We start from the raw sequence: 20,288 nt of genomic DNA, 5'->3' as shown, positions 1-20,288 counted from the left end.
ACGGCTGGTGGTGCTAGATGGTGGCTGCCTGGAAAGCGCGAAGCTCGGCACCGGTGAAGCGGAGCGTCCCGGCACCGGGGTACTTCGAGTCACGCAGGGCGAACGCGTCGTCCACGCCCGCAAGCGGGGCGATCTCCACGCAGGACTCGCCTTCCCCGTCCTCGTTGTTGCTGCCGCCGCACACGCGGCGGAACTCCAACGGCCTCAGCTCTCTGGCGTACAAGTCCACGGACATGCTGAACAGACCTCCTGACAGTGGTTGAAGGGTTGTGGTGGCCCCCGCCGTGACGTCACAGACGGGGACCACCGCACGACCAGCCCTGACACGGGATGTGTTCCGATCGCGAGCCCGTGTCTCCGAGTGCCCCAACGTCCCGGAACGGGCTAAGGCCGTGCCCACGCCCGACGTCTAGGGGGCGTGCCGCCAGCCGTGCGTCTGCGGGCGCTCAGCGCCCGGTGAGTTGGGTTTGTTGCTCCAGCCGGGGTTCAAGTTCGGCCAGATCACCGGCCAGCAGCACCAGGAGCACACCACGCCGGTACTCCTCATCGGACAAGATCCGGTGGCGGCGGGCGGCGGCTACGCCGTTAGCCAAGTTGGGGAAGAACTCCCACACGCCCCCGTACCTGGCTTGCAGTTCTGCGAGTGTCATCCGGCTCAGCTCCTGCACAACTGGCACAGGCCGCTAAAGTGCACCCGCCGAGCGTAGATGCGCTTCATGAGCGCCCCAGCTCGGTGGCACGCCGCCTCAGCTCCGGCAGGTCATCGCCCAGTACGAACTCGTCGTAACCGCTGCGGTCATGAACCGCCCGCAGCCCCCGCTCCTCCCGCGTCACCGTGAAGCCGTCGATGACGGCCACGGCCTGACGCGGTTTGGAAGGCCCGTCGTTGCAGGCGAGCGGCTTCGCGTACCGGCGGCGTGTTCTGTGTTCGAGGGCCATGCATCGACGGTAGGAGCGGCTACGAGCCAGGCTCAACGAGTGTGGCAATGTGTGGCATGCGAGTTCATTGCATATCGGCCAGGGCTTTGGTGATGACTGAGCGCGCCTCAGATCCAGTGACCGCCATGCTGGCCAGTAGCTCGAACTCACGGCGGTATTGATCGATCTCGGAAGGCACAGTGACGTTAATGGCGGCTGTCAGCAGTTCGATGCGCACTTCGGCTTCGTCGTAGATGTTGAAGTTGCCGAGTGCATGCGTCTTACGTGCCCTGCTGAACGGAATCACCATGAGCGAGACGGATGGCAAAGCCATGACCATCAGGAGGTATCCGAGCTGCCCGGCCATGACCGGAGGGCCGCCGATTTGGTAGCGCAGGACGGACTCTTCCAGGATGAATGCGAAGCGATGGCCACCTTCCCGCAAGAGCCGGGCGCGCTTCATACGCGCAGCAACGGCGGCTTCAACGTCATTGGGAAGCTTGTTGCGTACAGCGACTGCCGACAAGATCGCAGTCGCGTACTCCGGCGTCTGTAGTAGACCGGGAATCACTTGGGAGGCGTAGCTCCGAAACTCCTGAGTCTGCTCGAACACCGCAGTCCGCTGCTCCTGGAGCCGGCGTAGGCCCCTGCGCTGGAGTCGCTTCCATTCCTGATACATGCCAGTGACGGCGCGCAGTGCAGCCAGGAGGTCATCAGTTTGATCTTCGGCTCGGCAGAGCCGACACCAGGTCCGGATGTCGGCCACGGATGGGGATCGGGCTAGGTGCTCAATCTTGCTGATCTTGGTTCGTTCCCAACCGGCCAACCTCGCCAACTCGATGGCGGTCAGCTCTGCTTCCTCGCGCATAGCGCGTAGCCGACTGGCGAGCGCTCTACGCGCTTCTTGGACCGAAGGCGAGGGCGAGGTAGGCACGATGGTGCTCTTGCGGGCTGACGTCTACAGAGGCTTGTACTCTGCGTGGTCGATTGCCCGTAGCCAGACCGCCTCAAAGGCTGACTGGCAGAGCTGGATGACAGCAGGCTCTGTACGCAGTTCCTTGCCAGTTACGGAACCGTCTCCGGCGAAGTGGCCGAACCTGACGAGATGATCGTCAAACACCCAGAAGTCGTTCCCCGGCAGGCATAGATCAGATGCCTGACTCCGAGGGAGCCAGCGCACGCGTTCCCCTGCGACGATGTTCATGGAGTCCGTTACCGAGTGCTCAAAGCGGATGTAGTCGGTGATGGGTTCAGAGACGATCCGGGCACGACGGACCGTGACGCCTCTAGACACGGCACTGCCGATGATGTCCCTCCATTCGCGTTCCCGCTGCGTGCGGTCGAAGGGCGGTCCGCCCAGAAACGCGATGAACGATGGGTCGTCGGGCGTATAGACATCACGCATCTCTAGATGCACTGCGCTGTGGGAGGCTCCTGCGATCAGCTCAGGGAAGGGTGGAACTGTCGTCGAGTTCACGCAGCGCCTCCAGGATGTGCTTTCTCATGCGGGCCGGGATGATGATCGCCGTCTCGCAGGACTTTAGTCCCGTACTCGCCTTGATGGCGGCGAGGTCGGAAGGGTCGGTGATCGTCTCGCCGATGACGGCGAGATCGCCCGTCTCTTCGTCGAGGTGCAGGGCGGGGCAGTCGTCGCCGTCAGTGTCAGGATCGATCACGAGGAAGCGTAGCCGCATGGATTCCTCCCGGATTGGACTGTGTCGGACTGTGGCGCACTTGAAGCCTGAACGCCCGTCAGATTGGCGTCAAGTGCCAAGGCCAGCGCGTAGATGCCACACATCAGCACATTGTCAGCACCGTACTGACAACCGTCGCGAACAACCACAAACAACAAGAAGCCCCAGACTCTCGGCATAGGCCGTGAGCTGGGGCTCTGTCTCCTGTTTTGACCAGGTCAGCCCTGATCTGCTATGGAGCGTGGTGGACGATACTGGGATTGAACCAGTGACCTCTTCCGTGTCAGGGAAGCGCTCTCCCGCTGAGCTAATCGTCCAAGAATATGAAGTTGTTCCGAGCGGAAGACGGGATTCGAACCCGCGACCCTCACCTTGGCAAGGTGATGCTCTACCACTGAGCCACTTCCGCATGGCGCTCGCACTACTTTAGCGGATCCCGAGGGTCCGCCGCACAACCGAGGTGGAGACGGGATTTGAACCCGTGTGGACGGCTTTGCAGGCCGCTGCCTCGCCTCTCGGCCACTCCACCAGGAGTAACACTCCGAGCGGAAGACGGGATTCGAACCCGCGACCCTCACCTTGGCAAGGTGATGCTCTACCACTGAGCCACTTCCGCGTGCGGCCGGGGTTTCGAGCGCCGGCCACGGGAAAACCATATCGCCTCCGCGGAGTGCCCGTGCGCAACGATCGCCTCTCCGGAGAATTTCATCCGATCACGCGCACGTCCTTGGCCTTGACGAACATCAGCCGGTGGCCGAGCTGGATCTGGTGGTAGCGCAGGGCTCCCTTGACGAGGTCGTGGTGGGCGGGGTTCATGGAGTCGGCTCTCTGGAACGTTCCCGTGACCGTGCTGCCGACGGAGTAGGACTGGCCCTTGCGGATGACGTACTTCAGCGGGACGTGGCGCTGGAATCGGGTGCGGGAGGCCCGGTAAGCGGATTTTTCGGGGTACGCCCGGCCGTACACCCGGACGGTGTTCTTCACCGGCGTCACCAGCGGGCCCCCGGCCGGGATGGCGGTCGGCGCCGAGGCCGGGTTGTGGAACCACGCCTTCTGGCCCAGGTACCAGATCGCGGTCCAGTCGCCCGACCGTCCGGCCACGGCGTACCGCTGCCCGGTCGAGGCGCGGGCGCTGTGGTCGTAGACGCTGTACGTGCTGCCCGCGCCCACGCGCTTGCCGATGTCGTCGACCAGGGGCGCCTGCGCGCTCGGGGCGGTGTGCAGCCACACGCTGGAGGAGCCGTGGGGCTTGCAGTCCTTGGCCGGGCGCCCGCCCGAGCAGCCGGTGTAGCGCGGCTGGTGCCGGTCGTAGGCGGGGCGGATGATCACCGAGGAGCCGGCGCCGGACGGCTTCAGATGGGCGCCCATCATGGCGAAGAAGCGCCCCCAGTCCCAGTACGGCCCGGGGTCCTCGTGCATGCCCGCCACCGTGGACGGCGTGGTGCCGGGCACGTTGTCGTGGCCGATGACGTGCGCCCGGTCGATCGGCACGTTGTACACCGTGGCCAGGTGCTTGACCAGCCGGGCGGAGGAGCGGTACATCGCCTCGGTGTACCAGGTGCCGCCCCGGGCCAGGTAGCCCTCGTGCTCGATGCCGATGGAACGCGCATTGATATCCCAGTTACCTGCATGCCACGCGATATCGCGATTTTTCACGTGCTGGGCGACATGGCCGTCGCTGGAGCGGATGGTGTAGTGCCAGCTCACATACCGGGGATTGTTGACCATGGAAGGAATGCCCTGGTACGAGCCCTCCGTGTCGTGGATCACGATGTAGTCGATGCGCCGGGAGCCGTTCACCCGGTCGTGGTTCCCGTAGTCCCTGTGCTTCTTCTTGCCGAACCTGGCGTAGGCCGCGGGCATCCACTCGCACGCGAGCGTGGCCGGGCAGTCGGTCCTGCCCTGCGCCCTGGCCGCCGGCTCGTCGGCGCGCCCCAGCATCGGCGTCCGCGCGGGCGGCGGCGGCACCGCGTCGGGCGCGGGCACCAGTCGCACGTAGGAGCCGTCGTCGGTACGGCGGGCCGCCCCCTCCCTGATCACCGTGAACACCTCGTCGGCGAACCCCTTCGAGCCCGCATACCGCACCACCGCCTCATACCAGTCCCGGGGCTCCCCGCCGGGCCGTACCCGATGGGAGGCGAGCAGCGCGGCGCCCGCCCGGATGTTGGCCCGCGGATCCCGCCGCACCAGCGCCACGCTCGTCCCGCTGAGCCGCGCGGCCGGCCGGAGCGTGTCCTCGGGCGCGCGCGGCGGCTGGGGGAGCGGCCGCAGCAGCGGCCGGGAGTCGTCCCCGCGCGGATCCCCCTCGTGATGGCCCCCCAGGGGTACGGCGGCGCCGTCCACCAGGTGCATCGGCCCGTAGCCGCCGGACACGCTCGGCTGCCCGCCGTGGTCGTCCCATCGCGAGTGCAGGTACGAGACCGCGAGCAGCACGCTGAGCGGGACCCCGAACTCGCGTGCTGCCTCGATGAAGTCGTTCTGCCGGCCCGGCTGGCTGGTGGTGGGTGCGGTGAGGAGTCCGGCGGTGAGGGTGAGTGCGATCCAGTGTGGCATGACAACTCCCACGGAAAGGCAGCATAGAGCTACATAGAGTAATCATGCCCTGTGAGAAGAGTGTCACCCGGGGTGTGTGATGCGAATGTGGTCCGATTTCGGGGGATCGTCAGCAAAGATCAGTCCAGAAAGCGTGGATTCCTGCCCGATTTCGGGCAGGAAGTTGTTTGAACCCGCTCCAGATGCGTAATGTCCTCGACTGTGTCCATGGCACGGCATCCCTACGAAGAGCTCATCGCGCACCTGACCAGAACCAGCCCGCTGGGTCCCGGTGAGGCGGCGCGGGTGATCGCCGACGTGCTGGCGTACTTCTCCGAGCCGGTCGAGGAGTTCGTACGGCGGCGCCACGGCGAACTGAAGGCCCGCGGCCTGACGAACGACGAGATCTTCCCCAGGATCGCCGCGGAACTGCCCGGACGCCGGGTCGCGGCCCCGGAGCTGTCCCTGCGACAGCTGCGCCGCATCGTGTACGGCTAGGAGAGGACGTCGGTTATGTGCGGAATTGTCGCCTACGTTGGGCCGAAGGACGCCGCCCCCATCCTGCTGGAGGGCCTCCAGCGGCTGGAGTATCGGGGCTACGACTCGGCCGGAGTCGTCGTGTCCAGCAAGGGGCTCAAGGTCCGCAAGGTCAAGGGCCGGGTCGCCGACCTGGCGAAAGCCGTACCCGCGCGCTTCAAGGGGACGCTCGGCATCGGTCACACGCGGTGGGCCACCCACGGCGTGCCCAGCGACGAGAACGCCCACCCGCACCTGTCCGCCGACGAGCGCATCGCCGTCGTCCACAACGGCATCATCGAGAACGCCACCGAACTGCGCGCCAAACTCGAAGCCGACGGCGTCGTCTTCAAGTCCGAGACCGACACCGAGACGCTGGCCCACATGATCGCCCGCACCGTCGAGGAGACCGCCAGCCTGGAGGAAGCGGTCAGGAAGGCGCTGAAGAGCGTCGTCGGCACGTACGGCATCGCCGTCATCGACGCCGAACGGCCCGGCGAGGTCGTCGTGGCCCGCAACGGCAGCCCGATCGTGCTCGGCATCGGCGAGAAGGAGATGTTCGCCGCCTCCGACGTCGCCGCCCTGGTCCGCTACACCCGCCAGGTCGTCCACCTGGAGGACGGCGAACTGGCCGTGCTGAAGGCCGACGGCTTCCACACCTTCGCCAGCGGCGGCCTGGAGACCGCCAAGGAGCCGCTGACCGTCGACGTCGAGGCCGGCCACTACGACACCGGCGGCTACGAGCACTACCTGCTCAAGGAGATCTCCGAGCAGCCCGAGACCGTCGCCCGCACCCTGCGCGGCCGCCTCGACGACCGCTTCCACATCGCCCACCTGGGCGGCCTCAACATGGACGCCCGCGCCACCCGCTCCTTCCGCCGCGTCAAGATCATCGGCTGCGGCTCCGCCTACTACTCCGGCCAGATCGGCGCCCAGCTCATCGAGGAGCTCGCCCGCATCCCCGCCGACGCCGAGCCCGCCTCGGAGTTCCGCTACCGCAACCCGGTGGTCGACCCCGACACCCTCTACGTAGCGATCAGCCAGTCCGGGGAGACCTACGACACGCTGGCCGCCGTCCAGGAGCTCAAGCGCAAGGGCGGCCGCGTCATCGGCATCGTCAACGCCGTCGGCAGCGCCATCGCCCGCGAGGTGGACGGCGGCATCTACCTGCACGCCGGACCCGAGGTCTCCGTCGCCTCCACCAAGGCGTTCACCTCCACCGCCGTCGCCTTCGCCCTGCTCGCCCTGCACTTCGGCCGCGTCCACGACCTCTCGCCCGCCGACGGCCGCCGCATCGTGGACGGCCTGGCCAAACTCCCCGACCAGATCGAGGAGATCCTCAAGCAGGGCGACCGCATCCGCGAACTCGCCCGCAAGTACGCCACCCACCCGTCGCTGATGTTCGTCGGCCGGGTGCGCGGCTACCCCGTCGCCCGCGAGGGGGCGCAGAAGCTCAAGGAGATCTCCTACATCCACGCCGAGGCATACCCGGCCAGCGAACTCAAGCACGGCCCCCTGGCGCTGATCGGCCCCGAGATGCCGACGGTCGCGGTCGTGCCCGACGACGAACTGCTGGACAAGAACCTCACCACGCTCGGCGAGATCCGCACCCGGGGCGGAAACGTGCTCATGATCGGCCACCGCGAGCCCGAGGCCAAGCTGGCCGACGACGTGATCGTGGTGCCCAAGAACGAGATCGAGCTGGACCCGATTCTGCTGACGATTCCGCTGCAACTGCTGGCCTACCACGCGGCGGTGGCACTGGAGCGGGACGTGGACAAGCCACGCAACCTGGCCAAGAGCGTGACGGTGGAGTAGGCGCTAGCCGGGCGGGCGCCTGTCGTTTGTCACACGCCGCCCCATGAGCCCAACTGTCGCATGCGGGTGGTGCGCAGCCTGACCGGGGCGGGGATCCGGCAGTTCCTCGACCTGGGCAGCGGCCTGCCCACGCAGGGCAACGTGCACGAGATCCGCCCGGAGGAGTACCTGACCAGCCCCGGGGTGACCGGGTTCCTGGACTTCGACGAGCCGGTGGCGGTGCTGCAGGTGTCGATCCTGCACTTCGTCCAGGACGCCGCCGACCCGGCCGGGGCGCTGGCCCGGGTGCGGGAGGCGCTGGCCCCCGGGAGTTACCTCGCGCTCACCCACGCGGTGCCGACGCTGGGTGAGACAGAGGCGGAGGAGGAGGCCAAGAACGTCTACCGGCGCTCGTCGGCCGGCGGAGCCGTGGGCGAGGTACGGCTGCCGCCCTACCTGCGGGCGGGTGTCGCGCGAAAGCCGGACCCCGCCTGACGCAGCCTCACGGCAGCAGGACGCCCCAGTACAGCGCCCAGAGCAGGAAGACCACGGCGCCGGTCAGCAGGGCGCCGAGCCGTACCCGCTCGGACCTGCGCGCCCGGCGCGCCACCGGCACCAGGAACGCGGCGGCCACCAGCGCGGCCACGGCCAGGACCTGGAACAGGAGCCAGATCACCGGGCGCCCGGCCACCACCGGACCGGGGGAGGCCAGCTTTCCGCCGCTGATCACCGAGTACATCAGGTACGCGACCGCCCCGAAGGCGGACAGCGGCGCCCCCAGGGCCAGCACCCGGGCCGGCCAGACCCCTTGCACGCTGCGCCCGCGCACGCGCCGGACCAGCGCCCACACCGGGTAGCCGGCGAAGGCCACGAGGAACACCACCAGCGCCAGCACCTGCACGAACGCCGACTCCCAGAACGCCGCGGGCGGCACCGGCACGGTCAGGGACGCCTGCCGGGGCAGGTCGCCGACGGTCTCGGCGCTGGGCAGGTCGCCGGAGGTGACGCGCTTGACCCAGGTCCCGACGGCCTCCGGGTATCCGGGGGCCAGGCGCGGGTCGCGGGTCACGCCGCCGTCGAAGGTGAGGTGGGCGGCGTGGTCGGCGCCGGGGAAGTAGCGCAGCGTGTAGCGGTCGTGCTTCAGGCCGCGGGCGAGCAGGCCCGGGGTCTCCTGCGGCGGGGTGAGCAGGTCGTGGGCGCCCCAGATGCCGAGCATCGGCTGGCCCACCTTCGCGAGTACGGCTTGCGCGTCGTGCCAGGGCATGGGGAACATCCCGGCGCCGGCGAGGAACCGGTAGAAGGCGGGGACGCCGCGGTCGGGCACCTGCCCGGTCACTCCGGCCTTGCGCAGCCCGGCGGCGACGGCCCAGGTCTGCTGGCGCAGGGGTTCCATGGCATTGCCGCCGACGATCACCACGAACGCCACCTGCTTCGAGCGTGAGGCGGCCAGCGGCGCGACCCAGCCGCCCTCGCTGAGGCCCCAGATGCCCACCTTGTCGGGGGCCACGCCGGGGGACGAGCGCAGCGCGGCGTGCGCGGCGAGCGCGTCGTCGGCCAGCTCGCCGTAGTCGCGGCGGGTCAGCGAGTAGCCCTCGGCCCGCTTGTCGTAGATCAGCACCGCCATGCCCTGCCGGGCGAACGCCTCGGCCTCGGTCCGCAGCTTGGCCCGCGGCGTCCCGGCGCCGGAGCCGTGCACCAGCACCATGCCGGGCAGGGGGCCGGTCGCGCCGGCGGGGGTGAGGACGGTGCCGCGCAGTTCCAGCCCGCCGCCGCCGCGGAAGGTGACCTCGGCGCTGCGCAGCTCGTCGGCGGCCAGCGCCGGGGCGGCGGGCAGGAACGAGCAGATCAGTGCGATCAGGACGGTCAAGGTTCGTCTCATGCCGCCGAAGATAGTCTGCAGAGAAGTGTCGGCAAAGAGATGTCTGCAGAAATCCTCCGGGAGAACTATGCTCGTCCTCATGAAGGATGAGCCGCCGCTGTACCTCGACGATCCGGAGCGGCTGAAGGCGCTCGCCCACCCGATGCGCCGGGCCATGCTCACGCACCTGAACGTGCACGGCCCGGCCACCTCCACCACGCTGGGCGAGCTGCTCGGCGCCAAGACCGGCACCACCAGCTACCACCTGCGCCAGCTCGAGAAGTACGGCTTCATCGAGGAGATCCCGGAGCGCTCGACCGGCCGCGAGCGCTGGTGGCGCAGGGTGGAGGGGCCGCGCGACATCCGCACGCCCGACTTCGGCCGGGTCGATCCGGCCGCGCGGGCGGTGCTGCAGGAGTTCCACCGCATCGGGATGGACGAGGACCGCCGCCTCCTCGAGAGCTTCCCGGCCGCCTACCGGCGCGACCCCGACTGGGCCAAAGCCTCGCGCGGCTTCGGCCGCATGACCAGGCGGGAGTTCGAGGCGTTCTTCGAGGAGTACATCGCGCTGCTGTTCAAGTACAGCCACCGCGCCTCCGACGCGCCGCCGGACGCCCGGCCGATGTACATCAGGCTCTTCGCGCTGCCCGCGGATGAGCCGCCGGAATAGCGAAGAGTACCCCCCGATGTGTAACACGGTGTGATCTGTCAATAACCTGAGGTAATGGGGGATCTGGCGGAGCTCGCGGAGCTCGGGGGAGGGGGCGCCATGCGTCGCCGGCGGTTCTTCGCACTCGGGCTCGGCGTGGCGGCCTGCGCGGCCGGATGCGGCACCGCGCGCAGCGGTACGGCCGGCGATCTCGGCACCATCTCGGTCCTGCCCGCCGGTGAACGCTGGTCCCCGGTCGCCCAGGCCCTCTATCGCACCCTGCGCAGGACCGGCCACCCCGTGACCGGCACCGGCGGCGCCACCACGCTCACCGTCACCGGCCTGGCCGCGCTGGCCGCCGGCGAGATGAGCGGCCTGCGCCCCCTGCACCTGAGCAGCACCCCGCTGGCCAGGCTCACCGGCCACACCGAGGCCGTGTTCGTGCCGGCCGGCTCGCGCCTGCCCGACTTCGCGGCCTTCGCCGCCCACCTCCTGGCCCGGCCGGAGCGCACCTACCTGGCCGGCGGGCCGCTGGGCGAGCCCGACCACCTGCTGTTCGGCCTGATCGCCCAGGGGCTCGGCGCCGACGTCCGGAAGATCGACTACACCGGGTACCCGGGAGCCGCCGAGGCCGCCGCGGCCATGCTGGGCGGCAAGGTCGCCGCAGCCGCGGGCCGGCTGCACGACTGGCGCCCGCGCGTCGACTCGGGCAAGGTGCGGGTGCTGGCCGTCTCCTCGGCCGCCCGGGTACCCGGCCTCGACGCGCCGACGCTGCTGGAGTGCGGGGTCCGGATCGACTTCGCCGACTGGTGCGCGGTGGTCGGCCCCGCGATGACCGGTGACCGGCGCGGCGCGGCCGTACGCGTGGTGGAGGAGGCGATCGGGTCGGCGCCGTGGGCGCAGGCGTGCCGCGACCGCGGCTGGGAGACCATCCCGCTGACCGGCGACGGCTTCGCCACGTGGCTGGCCACCGAGGGGGAGCGCACCAGGAAAGTCCTGCGCGAGCTGGGCATGCTCGACACGCCGAGCACAACATACCGGGGATAGTTGCGGGATCGGCCACTAGATGTAGGATCCTGCACTGTCGCTGGTTCGCCCCCGCGGGGGCGGAGCAAAAGGGAACCTGGTGTGATTCCAGGGCTGCCCCGCAGCGGTAAGCGGGAACGACCGCCGTCATCGAGCACTGGACGCATGTCCGGGAAGCGACGGCCAGTAGGACTCACGCGTTGAGACGCCCGCGAGCCCGAAGACCTGCCAGCGGTTGTCTTGTCCATGGGCCTCGAGGGAGGGCCCGGGGGCTGCGCGGCCGGGGGTCTGTACTTTGCCGTGTGCGCTCTCGCGTGCCCTCGCAGGGGGATAGCTCGCTCGCGAGGAGTGTTGCACGTGACGCAGATCGTTGAGACGGATCGGCGGCTGGCCATCGAGGAGGCGGCGGCGCGGGTGATCGCCGACCCGGCCAACTCCCGGGTGGCCGCGCGGCTGCTGGCCGAGGAGATCGCCGACGAGGCGGCCGGCCACGGTGTCCACGCGTTCTCGGACTCCATCGCCGCCACGCACGCGGCCGGGCTCATCCAGGACCAGCTCGCCGACTTTGTCGCGAAAAATCGTGATGAGCTGGATGCGCTGATCGACCCCGAGGCCGACGGCCGGTTCGAGTACTTCGGCCTGCGCACCGTCTACGACCGCTACCTGCTGCGCCACCCCGAGACCCGCAAGGTCCTCGAACGCCCGCAGCACTTCATGCTCCGCGTCGCCTGCGGCCTGTCCCAGACGGTCGCCGAGGCCGCCGAGCTGTACGCGCTGATGTCCACGCTGTCCTACCTGCCCTCCTCGCCGACGCTGTTCAACTCCGGCGCCCGCCGCCCGCAGCTGTCGTCCTGCTTCCTGCTGGACTCGCCCCGCGACGAGCTGGAGTCGATCTACGACCGCTACGGGCAGGTCGCCCGCCTGTCCAAGTACGCCGGGGGCATCGGCGTCTCCTGGACCCGGGTCCGCTCCCGCGGCTCGCTGATCAGGGGCACCAACGGCCACTCCAACGGCATTGTGCCCTGGCTGCGCACCCTGGACTCCTCCGTGGCCGCGGTCAACCAGGGCGGCCGGCGCAAGGGCGCCGCCTGCGTCTACCTGGAGACCTGGCACGCCGACATCGAGGAGTTCCTGGAGCTGCGGGAGAACACCGGCGAGGACGCCCGCCGTACCCACAACCTCAACCTCGCCAACTGGGTGCCCGACGAGTTCATGCGCCGCGTCGAGGCCGACGAGGCGTGGTCGCTGTTCGACCCCAAGACGGTCCCGCACCTCACCGACCTGTACGGCGAGGCGTTCGACACCGCCTACCGCACCGCCGAGGCGGAGGGCCTGGCCATCCGGCAGCTCCCGGCCAGGACCCTGTACGGCCGCATGATGCGCACGCTCGCCCAGACCGGCAACGGCTGGATGACCTTCAAGGACGCCGCCAACCGGGCCTCCAACCAGACCGCCCGGCCGGAGAACGTCATCCACCTGTCCAACCTGTGCACCGAGATCCTCGAGGTGACCAGCGACGGGGAGACGGCGGTCTGCAACCTCGGCTCGATCAACCTGGCCGCCCACCTCACCGGGACCGGCATGGACTGGGAGCGGCTGGCCGGGACCGCCCGCACCGCCGTACGCTTCCTCGACCGGACCATCGACCTGGGCTTCTACCCGACGCCCGAGGCCGAGGCGGCCAACAAGCGGTGGCGGCCGATCGGGCTCGGCGTCATGGGGCTGGCCGACGTGTTCTTCGCGCTGCGGCTGCCGTTCGACTCGCCGCAGGCGCTGGCGCTGTCCACCCGGATCGCCGAGGAGATCGCGCTGGCGGCGTACGCGACCTCGGCCGATCTGGCCGTCGAGCGCGGCCGGCACCCGTCCTACGCCGACACCCGCGCCGCCCAGGGCGTGCTCCACCCCGACCACTACGGCGTCGGCGCCACCGAGCGCTGGGACGCGCTCCGCGCGAAGATCGCCGGGACCGGGCTGCGCAACTCCCTCATGATCGCCATCGCGCCCACGGCGACGATCGCCTCGATCGCCGGGTGCTACGAGTGCATCGAGCCGCAGGTGTCCAACGTCTTCAAGCGCGAAACGCTGTCGGGGGAGTTCCTGCAGGTCAACCGGTACCTCGTGCGTGACCTGCAGGAGCGCGGCCTCTGGACGCAGGAGATGCGCGACGCCATCAAGCGCGCCGACGGCTCCGTCCAGGACGTCCCCGGCATCCCCGACGAGCTCAAGGTGCTCTACCGCACCGCCTGGGAACTGCCGCAGAAGGCGCTGATCGACCTGGCCGCGGCCCGCACGCCGTACATCGACCAGTCGCAGTCGCTGAACCTCTTCATGGCCACGCCCACCATCGGCAAGCTCTCCTCGATGTACGCCTATGCCTGGAAGAAGGGCATCAAGACCACCTACTACCTGCGCTCGCGTCCGGCGACCCGGATCGCGCAGACCACCGTTGCCGTCGTCCAGGAAGCGGTCGCCTGCTCCCTGGAGAACCCCGAGTACTGCGAGGCGTGCCAGTAATGCTTCTTGACCCCGGAATGGACCTGACCCTCCGGCCGATGCGCTACCCCGACTTCTACGAGCGCTACCGGGCGGCCATCCGCAACACGTGGACGGTCGAGGAGGTGGACCTGCACTCCGACCTGGCCGACCTGGGCAAGATGTCGCCCCAGGAGCGCCATCTGATCAACCGCCTGGTCGCCTTCTTCGCCACCGGCGACTCGATCGTCGCCAACAACCTGGTCCTCAACCTGTACCAGCACGTCAACGCCCCCGAGGCGCGCCTCTACCTGTCGAGGCAGCTGTTCGAGGAGGCGGTGCACGTGCAGTTCTACCTGACGCTGCTCGACACCTACCTGCCCGACCCGGACGAGCGGGTCAAGGCGTTCGCTGCCGTGGACAACATCCCGTCCATCCGCGACAAGGCCGAGTTCTGCTTCCGCTGGATCGACTCGCTCTCCGACCTGCAGCGCCTGGAGACGCAGGAGGACCGGCGGACGTTCCTGCTCAACCTCATCTGCTTCGCCGCCTGCATCGAGGGGCTGTTCTTCTACGGCGCCTTCGCCTACGTGTACTGGTTCCGCTCCCGCGGCCTGCTCGGCGGCCTGGCCACCGGGACGAACTGGGTCTTCCGCGACGAGTCCATGCACATGGAGTTCGCCTTCAGCGTCGTGGACACCGTACGGGCCGAGGAGCCCGAGCTGTTCGACGACAAGCTGGGCGAGCAGGTCACCCGGATGATCGAGGAGGCGGTCGCCGCCGAGCTGGCCTTCGCCCGCGACCTGTGCGGCGACGGCATCGGCGGCATGAACGTCGAGCACATGCGCGAATACCTCGAGTACGTCGCCGACCAGCGCCTGACCCGCCTCGGGCTCAAGAAGCGGTACGGCACCGCCAATCCGTTCGCCTTCATGGAGTTGCAGGACGTCCAGGAACTGGCCAACTTCTTCGAGCGCCGGGTCTCCGCCTACCAGGTGGCGGTCGAGGGCAACGTGTCCTTTGACGAGTCGTTCTGAGATGTCCGGCACCATAGAGAGGAGAGTGATTTTTCCCGACTCGTGAGGAGTGACCCGTGTCGATGTGGGCGATCCTTGCCCTCTCGCTGGCCGGCGCGATTCTTCTGGTGGAGGTGGCCCGGCGGATGCTGGCCAGGGCCGGGAACAAATGGAGCCTGCCCCGGCACCTCGTCGAGCACTGCACGTGGGCGGGCTTCGCCACCGCGGTGGTCATCGTGGTGAACCTGGTCTTCAACCCCGGCCAGTTCGGCACCACCCCGCGCGACCTCTCCCGCGACGCCGCGATCGACCACGGGCTGGGCCTGGTCACCATCGCCTGCGTCACCTGGCTGATCGTCGGGGCCGCCTACGCCGTCACGGACGTCATCCTCGACCACCTCGTGCTCGTCGAGGGCGAGCAGAACCGCCGCGCCCGGCGCATCATGACGCAGATCGCGCTGGTCCGCCGGGTCGCCACCGCGGTCATCGTGGTGGTGGCCCTGGGCGCGATGCTCTTCTCGTTCCCGCAGGTCCGGGCGCTCGGCGCCGGTCTGCTCGCCTCGGCGGGCATCGCCGGCGCCATCGTCGGCATCGCCGCCCAGTCCACCATCGGCAACATGCTGGCCGGGCTCCAGCTCGCCTTCAGCGACGCGCTGCGCCTGGACGACGTGGTCGTGGTCAACAACGAGTGGGGCCGCATCGAGGAGCTCACGCTCACCTACGTGGTCCTGCGCCTGTGGGACGAACGGCGGCTGGTGCTGCCGGTGTCCTACTTCACCCAGAACCCCTTCGAGAACTGGACCCGGCACGGCAGCCGCGTCCTGGCCGTGGTCTACCTGCGGATGGACTGGTCCGTCCCGGTGGACGCGCTGCGCGAGGAACTGCACCGCTACATCCAGGAGAATCCCCTGTGGGACCAGAAGGACTGGACCATGCAGGTGACCGACGTGCTGCCGAACGGCCTGGTCGAAGTACGCGCCCTGATGAGCGCCGCCGACTCGGCCTCCGCGTGGGACCTCAAATGCGACGTGCGCGAGCACCTGGTGGGTTACGTCCGGAAGAACCACCCCGATGCGCTGCCCCGCTTCCGCGTGGACCTGCCGACCGGCCCGGTCACGGATACGGCAGCGTGGGCAGGGGATTCTCCGGCCCCGCGGCCCGAAGCCTGACCCCGCCGGCCAGACGATCGTCATTCCGGCGGCCCACTAGCGGATGAGCGTCCGTCCCGGATGCCTCATCCACCCGCTCCGGCATTAATGAGTGGAGACCGGATGTGCCCTGGGGCTACAAATGGTGATCGAGGGCCTTCGGTCTGACCGGCGGGAATGGCGCCCCCCGGTTGGACATGGCCCCCGGGCGGGCCTACGCCAGCTCACCCCGGGGGCCCGAATCACCATGACGCGACATATCTTGACCGGGTCTTAAGTCGCGATATATCGTCTCTCGTGACGGCCCCACGATCGAGGTGATCGCGCTATGGCACAACTGGCTTCAGCGGATGGCACGCAGATCGGTTTCGAGAGCATCGGCACGGTTCCCGGCCTCGTCGTGCTCGGCGGGGGCCGGGTGACCGGGCGGGTCTACCGGGACCTGGCCTGGCACCTGGCCGACGCCTTCACCGTCCACCTCGTGGACCGCGACCTCCGCCTCGACGACTACACCCTCGACCTGGTCTGCGACGACGTGATCGCGATCATGGCCGAGACCGGCGCCACGCGGCTGTTCGGTCACAGTTCGGGCGGGCTGGTGGCGCTGGAGACCGCGTTACGGCATCCGGTGGCGAAGGTGGCGGTCTTCGAACCGGCCGTCTCCATCGACGGCGGCCTGCCCTCCGGCTGGCTGCCCGCCTTCGAACGGGCCGTGGCGGCCGGCCGTACCCTGGACGCGCTCGCGATCCAGGCCGGGGGACTGCAGGTGGCGGGGCCGGGCACGATGCCGCTGTGGCTGCTCAAGGCCCTGATCCGGCTCACGCTGACCGGGGAGCGGCGGCGGGAGTTCGTCGAGGTGCTCCCGCGGGTGGCCGGGGAGATGCGTGAGGTGCTGCGGCTCGACTCCTCGGGCGCGCGCTACGGGGGCGTGCACGCCGAGACCCTGCTGCTGACCGGCGAGCGAGGACCCGGATACCTGCGGGAAGTCGCCGCCGCCCTGCACGCGGTCATCCCGGGCGCCCGCCTCGTGGACCTGCCGAAGCTGGGGCACGACGCGCCGCGCGGGCGCGGAGCGGCGCAGGTCGCCCATGCGATGCGGGACTTCCTGCGGGACTAGCCGGCAACGGGGGTTGCCGGTTCCGGGATAATGGGACGGTGGACGACGTCATCGCCCAAGTAGGCCCCCGGCTCAAGCGGCTGCGCACCGATCGCGGGGTCACGCTGGCCGCGCTGGCCGAGGCCACGGGCATCTCCAAGAGCACCCTGTCCCGCCTGGAGTCCGGGCAGCGGCGGCCCAGCCTGGAGCTGCTGCTGCCGATCGCGCAGGCCCATCAGGTCCCGCTGGACGAGCTGGTCGGCGCGCCCGAGGTGGGCGATCCCCGGGTCCGGGTGGTCGCCCGCAACGTCAACGGGCGCACGGTTCTCCCGCTGACCCGCCAGCCCGGCGGCCTTCAGGCGTACAAGATGGTGATCCCGGCCGACCAGTGCGAGCCGGAGCCGCGCACCCACGAGGGCTACGAATGGATGTACGTGCTCTCCGGCCGCCTGCGTCTGGTGCTGGCCGACCACGACCTCGTGCTGGGCGCGGGGGAGGCGGCCGAGTTCGACACCCGGCTGCCGCACTGGTTCGGCAGCGCGGGCGACGGGCCGGTTGAGATCCTCAGCCTGTTCGGCCGCCAGGGCGAGCGCATGCACGTGCGGGCCAAGCCGAAGAAGTAACCGGCTCACACCTGGACGATCCGCACCCCCGACTCGGTGAAGCGGGCGGCCAGCTCGGCGGGGGCCGTGGAGTCGGTGACCAGGACGTCGATCTGCGCCAGCGGGCAGATCCGGGCGAAGGCCCGCCTGCCCAGCTTGGAGCCGTCCGCGACGATGATCACCTGGCGGGCCTTGGCGGCCATGAGCTGGTTGATCGCGGCCTCGCCCTCGTTGTGGGCGCTGGCGCCGTGGTCGGCGTCGATGGCGTCCACGCCGAGCACGGCCACGTCCAGCGCGATGCGCTCCAGCATGCCGGTGGCGACCGGGCCGACCAGCTCGTAGGACTGGGCGCGGGCCGAGCCGCCGGTCGTGACCACGTGCAGGTGGGGGCGGACGACCAGTTCGTGGGCGATGTTCAGGGCGTTGGTGACCACGGTGAGCGCGGGGCCGCGCCGGTCGCCGCCCAGGTCGCGCACGGCCAGGGCGCGGGCCACCTCCGTGGTGGTGGTGCCGCCGTTGAGCCCGACGGTGGAGCCCTCCGGCACCAGCGCGGCGGCGGCGGCGCCGATGCGCTGCTTCTCCGGCGCGTGCTGGGCGACCTTGTAGCGCAGCGGCAGGTCGTAGGAGACGCTGTGCGCGATGGCGCCGCCGCGGGTCCTGGTCAGCAGCTGCTGCGCGGCCAGCTCGTCGAGATCCCTCCTGATCGTCGCGGTGGACACGTCGAGCCTTCCGGCGGTCTCGACAACGTCGAGCTGCCCGGTCTCGGCGACCATCTCGAGCAGCACGTTCCAGCGTTCGTACCGGTTCACCTGCCCAATCATGCAGTTCTTGCGTGATATGTGCAAAGATGTGCCGCAAATGCTGAGCATCTCCTCTGTCCGCCTCCCGGTCTCGCCGCTCGGACCGGAGAACCCGCTGCCGCCGCTGCACACGCTGCCCGACCCGCGAGGCGGCCTCGAGACGACCGCGGCCGACGCCGAGATGGCCGCCCAGCTGGCCTACGGCCACGCCGGGTCGCTGCTGCCGTACACCTTCCAGGACGGATACGGCCGCGAGCGGACCGAGCGCGAGCTCAAGACCGCGGTGCTCGACAACGGCGTGCTGCGCGCGGAGTTCCTGCTGGAGTACGGCGGGCGGCTGCGCTCGCTCGTGCACCAGCCGACCGGACGGGAGCTGCTGCACCGGCCGCCGCACCTGCAACTGGCCAACCTGGGCCTGCGCAACGCGTGGTTCGCCGGGGGCGTGGAGTGGAACCTCGGCACGTTCGGCCACACCGCGCTGGCCTGCGCGCCCCTGCACGCGGCCCGGGTGACCAGGCCCGACGGGGTGCCGGTGCTGCGCATGTACGAGTGGGAGCGGATGCGGCGCCTGGTCTACCAGATCGACGCCTGGCTGCCGCCCGGCTCGCCGGTGCTGCTCGTGCACGTGCGCGTGCACAACCCGTTCACGCAGGACGCGGCGGTCTATTGGTGGTCGAACGCGGCGGTGCCGCAGACGCCGGGCACCCGCGTGCTCGCCCCGGCCGAGCGTGCCTACCACTTCTCCTACGACGGCCGGCTGCGCCGCGTGCCGGTGCCGCACTGGCAGGACGCCGACCAGTCCTACCCGGGGCGGAACGAGCAGGCGGCCGACTTCTTCTACGAGATCCCGGACGGCGAGCGCCGCTGGGTGGCGGCGATCGACGAGTCGGGCGCCGGGCTGGCGCAGGTCTCCACCGACCTTCTGCGCGGCCGCAAGCACTTCCGCTGGGGCACCAGCCCGGCCGGGCGCAACTGGCAGGACTGGCTGTCCGGCCCCGACCGCCCCTATCTGGAGATCCAGGCGGGCCTGGCCCGCACCCAGCTCGAACACGTCCGCCTGGCCGCCCGCTCGGCCTTCTCCTGGACCGAGGCGTACGGCCTGGCCGAGGCGGCCGGCGGGCACGAGGGGTGGGCCGAGGCCGTCTCCCGCGCCGGGGAGGCGGTCGAACGGCTGATCCCGCGCGACCGCCTGGCCGCCGAGCACGAGCAGGCGGTACGGCTGGCGGCAGCCGTACCGGAGGAGACGCTGCACGTGGGCAGCGGCTGGGGCGCGCTGGAACGGCGGGCCCTGGCCAAGCGGCGCAGCAGGGCGCTGAACCTGCCGGCCACGCCGTTCGCCGACGCCACGATCGGGCGTGACCAGCAGTCCTGGCTCTCGCTGGTGCGCAAGGGCACGATCCCCGCGCCCGCGCCGGCGCTGCCGCCGTCCTCCTACACGGTCGGGCCGGAGTGGCGGGCGCTTCTGGAGGCGGCTGAGCCGACCTGGTTCACGCTGTTCCACCTGGGCGTCAACCTCTACCACGACGGCGACCGCGAGGGCGCGCGCGAGGCGTGGCGGCGATCCCTGGAGTGCGCGCCCAACGCCTGGGCGCTGCGCAACCTCGCCGTGCTGGAGGCCGACCCCGGCGTGGCGGCGGAGCTGTACCTGCGGGCGCACGCGCTCTCGCCGCGGCTGCGGCCCCTGACCATCGAGACCGTCTCGGCGCTGCTGGCCGCGGCCCGGTACGGCGACGCCCTCGCCCTGATCGACAAACTGGGCCCGGCCGACCGCTGGCACGGGCGCGTCCGGCTGCTGGAGTGCCGGGCCGCGCTGGACGGCGGAGACCGGGCGCGGGCCCGCCGGATCCTCGACACCGGGCTGGTCGTCGACGACCTGCGCGAGGGGGAGGACTCTCTCGACGCGCTGTGGTGGGACTACCACGGGCAGCCGCACACGCACGCCTCGCGCCTGCCGTGCCGCTACGACTACAGCGTCAAGCAGTACTAGCACCCGCGCGTTCCCTCTTCCGACACCCCCAGTGCATCTTTTCTCGCACTCCTTGCAGGAGTGTGCAGATTTATGCGCAAAAATCGTCGCTTAGTGCATGATGTGATCAAAGCGTTGCATGGACTGCCTTGTTTGCGGCTTTGGCGCGGTTCTAGGGTGCGGCCACAGGTAATTGCG

Annotated in this window: 20 protein-coding genes, 4 tRNA genes and 1 riboswitch; of the genes, 11 read left to right on the top strand and 13 right to left on the bottom strand. The window is 69.8% G+C overall.

The features are described 5' to 3' along the window. Positions 1–13: 13 nt before the first annotated feature. From FVE25_RS07110 to FVE25_RS07060, 11 genes are all read right to left on the bottom strand, one after another. Positions 14–235, bottom strand: a complete 222-nt coding sequence (locus FVE25_RS07110; protein WP_157245644.1) for a DUF397 domain-containing protein — start codon at positions 233–235, stop codon at positions 14–16. A gap of 211 nt (positions 236–446) precedes the next feature. Continuing rightward, entirely contained in the window at positions 447–650 is a 204-nt protein-coding gene (locus FVE25_RS07105) for a hypothetical protein (RefSeq protein WP_157245643.1), read from the bottom strand. Positions 651–714: 64 nt separating this feature from the next. Beyond that, entirely contained in the window at positions 715–939 is a 225-nt protein-coding gene (locus FVE25_RS07100; RefSeq protein ID WP_157245642.1) for a hypothetical protein, read from the bottom strand. A gap of 64 nt (positions 940–1,003) precedes the next feature. Then, entirely contained in the window at positions 1,004–1,852 is an 849-nt protein-coding gene (locus FVE25_RS07095) for a helix-turn-helix domain-containing protein (RefSeq protein ID WP_157245641.1), read from the bottom strand. A gap of 24 nt (positions 1,853–1,876) precedes the next feature. After that, entirely contained in the window at positions 1,877–2,323 is a 447-nt protein-coding gene (locus FVE25_RS07090; RefSeq protein ID WP_219825365.1) for a DUF6879 family protein, read from the bottom strand. Between the two features lie 40 nt (positions 2,324–2,363). Then, entirely contained in the window at positions 2,364–2,612 is a 249-nt protein-coding gene (locus FVE25_RS07085) for a hypothetical protein (RefSeq protein WP_157245640.1), read from the bottom strand. A 242-nt stretch (positions 2,613–2,854) separates the two neighbouring features. Then, positions 2,855–2,929 (bottom strand) — tRNA-Val (locus FVE25_RS07080). Positions 2,930–2,949: 20 nt separating this feature from the next. After that, a tRNA-Gly gene (locus tag FVE25_RS07075) sits at positions 2,950–3,021 on the bottom strand. Positions 3,022–3,070: 49 nt separating this feature from the next. After that, positions 3,071–3,141 (bottom strand) — tRNA-Cys (locus tag FVE25_RS07070). A 15-nt stretch (positions 3,142–3,156) separates the two neighbouring features. Then, positions 3,157–3,228 (bottom strand) — tRNA-Gly (locus tag FVE25_RS07065). 89 nt (positions 3,229–3,317) lie between these two features. Next, positions 3,318–5,165 (bottom strand): N-acetylmuramoyl-L-alanine amidase, encoded by a 1,848-nt coding sequence (locus FVE25_RS07060; RefSeq protein ID WP_157245639.1) that lies wholly within the window; start codon positions 5,163–5,165, stop codon positions 3,318–3,320. Positions 5,166–5,372: 207 nt separating this feature from the next. Here FVE25_RS07060 and FVE25_RS07055 point away from each other — a divergent pair, with 207 nt between their 5' ends. The 3 genes from FVE25_RS07055 (at position 5,373) to FVE25_RS07045 (ending at position 7,952) form a co-directional block, all read left to right on the top strand. Then, positions 5,373–5,642, top strand: a complete 270-nt coding sequence (locus tag FVE25_RS07055; protein WP_246266752.1) for a hypothetical protein — start codon at positions 5,373–5,375, stop codon at positions 5,640–5,642. 15 nt (positions 5,643–5,657) lie between these two features. Further along, complete coding sequence (gene glmS, locus FVE25_RS07050) at positions 5,658–7,478, top strand: glutamine--fructose-6-phosphate transaminase (isomerizing) (protein WP_157245637.1); 1,821 nt, start codon at positions 5,658–5,660, stop codon at positions 7,476–7,478. A 69-nt stretch (positions 7,479–7,547) separates the two neighbouring features. Further along, the gene (locus FVE25_RS07045; protein ID WP_246266750.1) at positions 7,548–7,952 is read left to right on the top strand and encodes an SAM-dependent methyltransferase; all 405 of its coding nucleotides are present in this window, start codon (positions 7,548–7,550) and stop codon (positions 7,950–7,952) included. Positions 7,953–7,959: 7 nt separating this feature from the next. On the opposite strand, the gene FVE25_RS07040 is transcribed toward FVE25_RS07045, so the two are convergent. Then, positions 7,960–9,336 carry an alpha/beta hydrolase family protein gene (locus FVE25_RS07040; protein WP_157245635.1) on the bottom strand — a complete coding sequence of 459 codons (1,377 nt, stop codon included), beginning with the start codon at positions 9,334–9,336 and terminating at the stop codon, positions 7,960–7,962. Between the two features lie 79 nt (positions 9,337–9,415). Between FVE25_RS07040 and FVE25_RS07035 the strand changes: the two genes are divergently transcribed. The 7 genes from FVE25_RS07035 to FVE25_RS07005 all read left to right on the top strand — a co-directional run bounded on the left by FVE25_RS07035 (position 9,416) and on the right by FVE25_RS07005 (position 17,345). Next, positions 9,416–9,985 carry an ArsR/SmtB family transcription factor gene (locus FVE25_RS07035; protein WP_157245634.1) on the top strand — a complete coding sequence of 190 codons (570 nt, stop codon included), beginning with the start codon at positions 9,416–9,418 and terminating at the stop codon, positions 9,983–9,985. Between the two features lie 99 nt (positions 9,986–10,084). After that, complete coding sequence (locus tag FVE25_RS07030) at positions 10,085–11,011, top strand: tripartite tricarboxylate transporter substrate-binding protein (protein ID WP_157245633.1); 927 nt, start codon at positions 10,085–10,087, stop codon at positions 11,009–11,011. Positions 11,012–11,035: 24 nt separating this feature from the next. After that, a riboswitch (cobalamin riboswitch) is annotated at positions 11,036–11,237 on the top strand. Between the two features lie 110 nt (positions 11,238–11,347). Next, positions 11,348–13,504, top strand: a complete 2,157-nt coding sequence (locus tag FVE25_RS07025; RefSeq protein ID WP_246266749.1) for a ribonucleoside-diphosphate reductase subunit alpha — start codon at positions 11,348–11,350, stop codon at positions 13,502–13,504. A 38-nt stretch (positions 13,505–13,542) separates the two neighbouring features. Beyond that, the gene (locus tag FVE25_RS07020; protein WP_246266747.1) at positions 13,543–14,499 is read left to right on the top strand and encodes a ribonucleotide-diphosphate reductase subunit beta; all 957 of its coding nucleotides are present in this window, start codon (positions 13,543–13,545) and stop codon (positions 14,497–14,499) included. Positions 14,500–14,561: 62 nt separating this feature from the next. Then, positions 14,562–15,647, top strand: a complete 1,086-nt coding sequence (locus tag FVE25_RS07015) for a mechanosensitive ion channel family protein (RefSeq protein WP_157246539.1) — start codon at positions 14,562–14,564, stop codon at positions 15,645–15,647. Between the two features lie 307 nt (positions 15,648–15,954). Further along, the gene (locus FVE25_RS07010) at positions 15,955–16,743 is read left to right on the top strand and encodes an alpha/beta fold hydrolase (protein ID WP_157245630.1); all 789 of its coding nucleotides are present in this window, start codon (positions 15,955–15,957) and stop codon (positions 16,741–16,743) included. Between the two features lie 38 nt (positions 16,744–16,781). Then, positions 16,782–17,345 carry a helix-turn-helix domain-containing protein gene (locus FVE25_RS07005; RefSeq protein ID WP_157245629.1) on the top strand — a complete coding sequence of 188 codons (564 nt, stop codon included), beginning with the start codon at positions 16,782–16,784 and terminating at the stop codon, positions 17,343–17,345. A 5-nt stretch (positions 17,346–17,350) separates the two neighbouring features. Here the strand turns inward: FVE25_RS07005 and FVE25_RS07000 are convergent, their stop codons facing one another. Beyond that, positions 17,351–18,133 (bottom strand): DeoR/GlpR family DNA-binding transcription regulator, encoded by a 783-nt coding sequence (locus FVE25_RS07000; RefSeq protein WP_157245628.1) that lies wholly within the window; start codon positions 18,131–18,133, stop codon positions 17,351–17,353. Between the two features lie 49 nt (positions 18,134–18,182). Here FVE25_RS07000 and FVE25_RS06995 point away from each other — a divergent pair, with 49 nt between their 5' ends. After that, entirely contained in the window at positions 18,183–20,111 is a 1,929-nt protein-coding gene (locus FVE25_RS06995) for a DUF5107 domain-containing protein (protein ID WP_219825363.1), read from the top strand. Positions 20,112–20,288: the final 177 nt, after the last annotated feature.

It is taken from the genome of Nonomuraea typhae, assembly GCF_009760925.1.
Taxonomy (GTDB): Bacteria; Actinomycetota; Actinomycetes; order Streptosporangiales; family Streptosporangiaceae; genus Nonomuraea; species Nonomuraea typhae.
This window is presented reverse-complemented; position numbering and strand designations above follow the sequence as displayed.

Excerpts from the sequence above, each read along its gene's own strand:
- FVE25_RS07055 (WP_246266752.1), top strand. The coding sequence starts at position 5,373 with ATGGCACGGCATCCCTACGAAGAGCTCATCGCGCACCTGACCAGAACC.
- FVE25_RS07035 (WP_157245634.1), top strand. The coding sequence starts at position 9,416 with ATGAAGGATGAGCCGCCGCTGTACCTCGACGATCCGGAGCGGCTGAAG.
- FVE25_RS07015 (WP_157246539.1), top strand. The coding sequence starts at position 14,562 with ATGTGGGCGATCCTTGCCCTCTCGCTGGCCGGCGCGATTCTTCTGGTG.
- FVE25_RS07085 (WP_157245640.1), bottom strand. The coding sequence starts at position 2,612 with ATGCGGCTACGCTTCCTCGTGATCGATCCTGACACTGACGGCGACGAC.
- FVE25_RS07040 (WP_157245635.1), bottom strand. The coding sequence starts at position 9,336 with ATGAGACGAACCTTGACCGTCCTGATCGCACTGATCTGCTCGTTCCTG.
- FVE25_RS07110 (WP_157245644.1), bottom strand. The coding sequence starts at position 235 with ATGTCCGTGGACTTGTACGCCAGAGAGCTGAGGCCGTTGGAGTTCCGC.
- glmS (WP_157245637.1), top strand. The coding sequence starts at position 5,658 with ATGTGCGGAATTGTCGCCTACGTTGGGCCGAAGGACGCCGCCCCCATC.
- FVE25_RS07060 (WP_157245639.1), bottom strand. The coding sequence starts at position 5,165 with ATGCCACACTGGATCGCACTCACCCTCACCGCCGGACTCCTCACCGCA.
- FVE25_RS07010 (WP_157245630.1), top strand. The coding sequence starts at position 15,955 with ATGGCACAACTGGCTTCAGCGGATGGCACGCAGATCGGTTTCGAGAGC.
- FVE25_RS07105 (WP_157245643.1), bottom strand. The coding sequence starts at position 650 with ATGACACTCGCAGAACTGCAAGCCAGGTACGGGGGCGTGTGGGAGTTC.
- FVE25_RS06995 (WP_219825363.1), top strand. The coding sequence starts at position 18,183 with ATGCTGAGCATCTCCTCTGTCCGCCTCCCGGTCTCGCCGCTCGGACCG.
- FVE25_RS07090 (WP_219825365.1), bottom strand. The coding sequence starts at position 2,323 with ATGCGTGATGTCTATACGCCCGACGACCCATCGTTCATCGCGTTTCTG.
- FVE25_RS07020 (WP_246266747.1), top strand. The coding sequence starts at position 13,543 with ATGCGCTACCCCGACTTCTACGAGCGCTACCGGGCGGCCATCCGCAAC.
- FVE25_RS07030 (WP_157245633.1), top strand. The coding sequence starts at position 10,085 with ATGCGTCGCCGGCGGTTCTTCGCACTCGGGCTCGGCGTGGCGGCCTGC.
- FVE25_RS07100 (WP_157245642.1), bottom strand. The coding sequence starts at position 939 with ATGGCCCTCGAACACAGAACACGCCGCCGGTACGCGAAGCCGCTCGCC.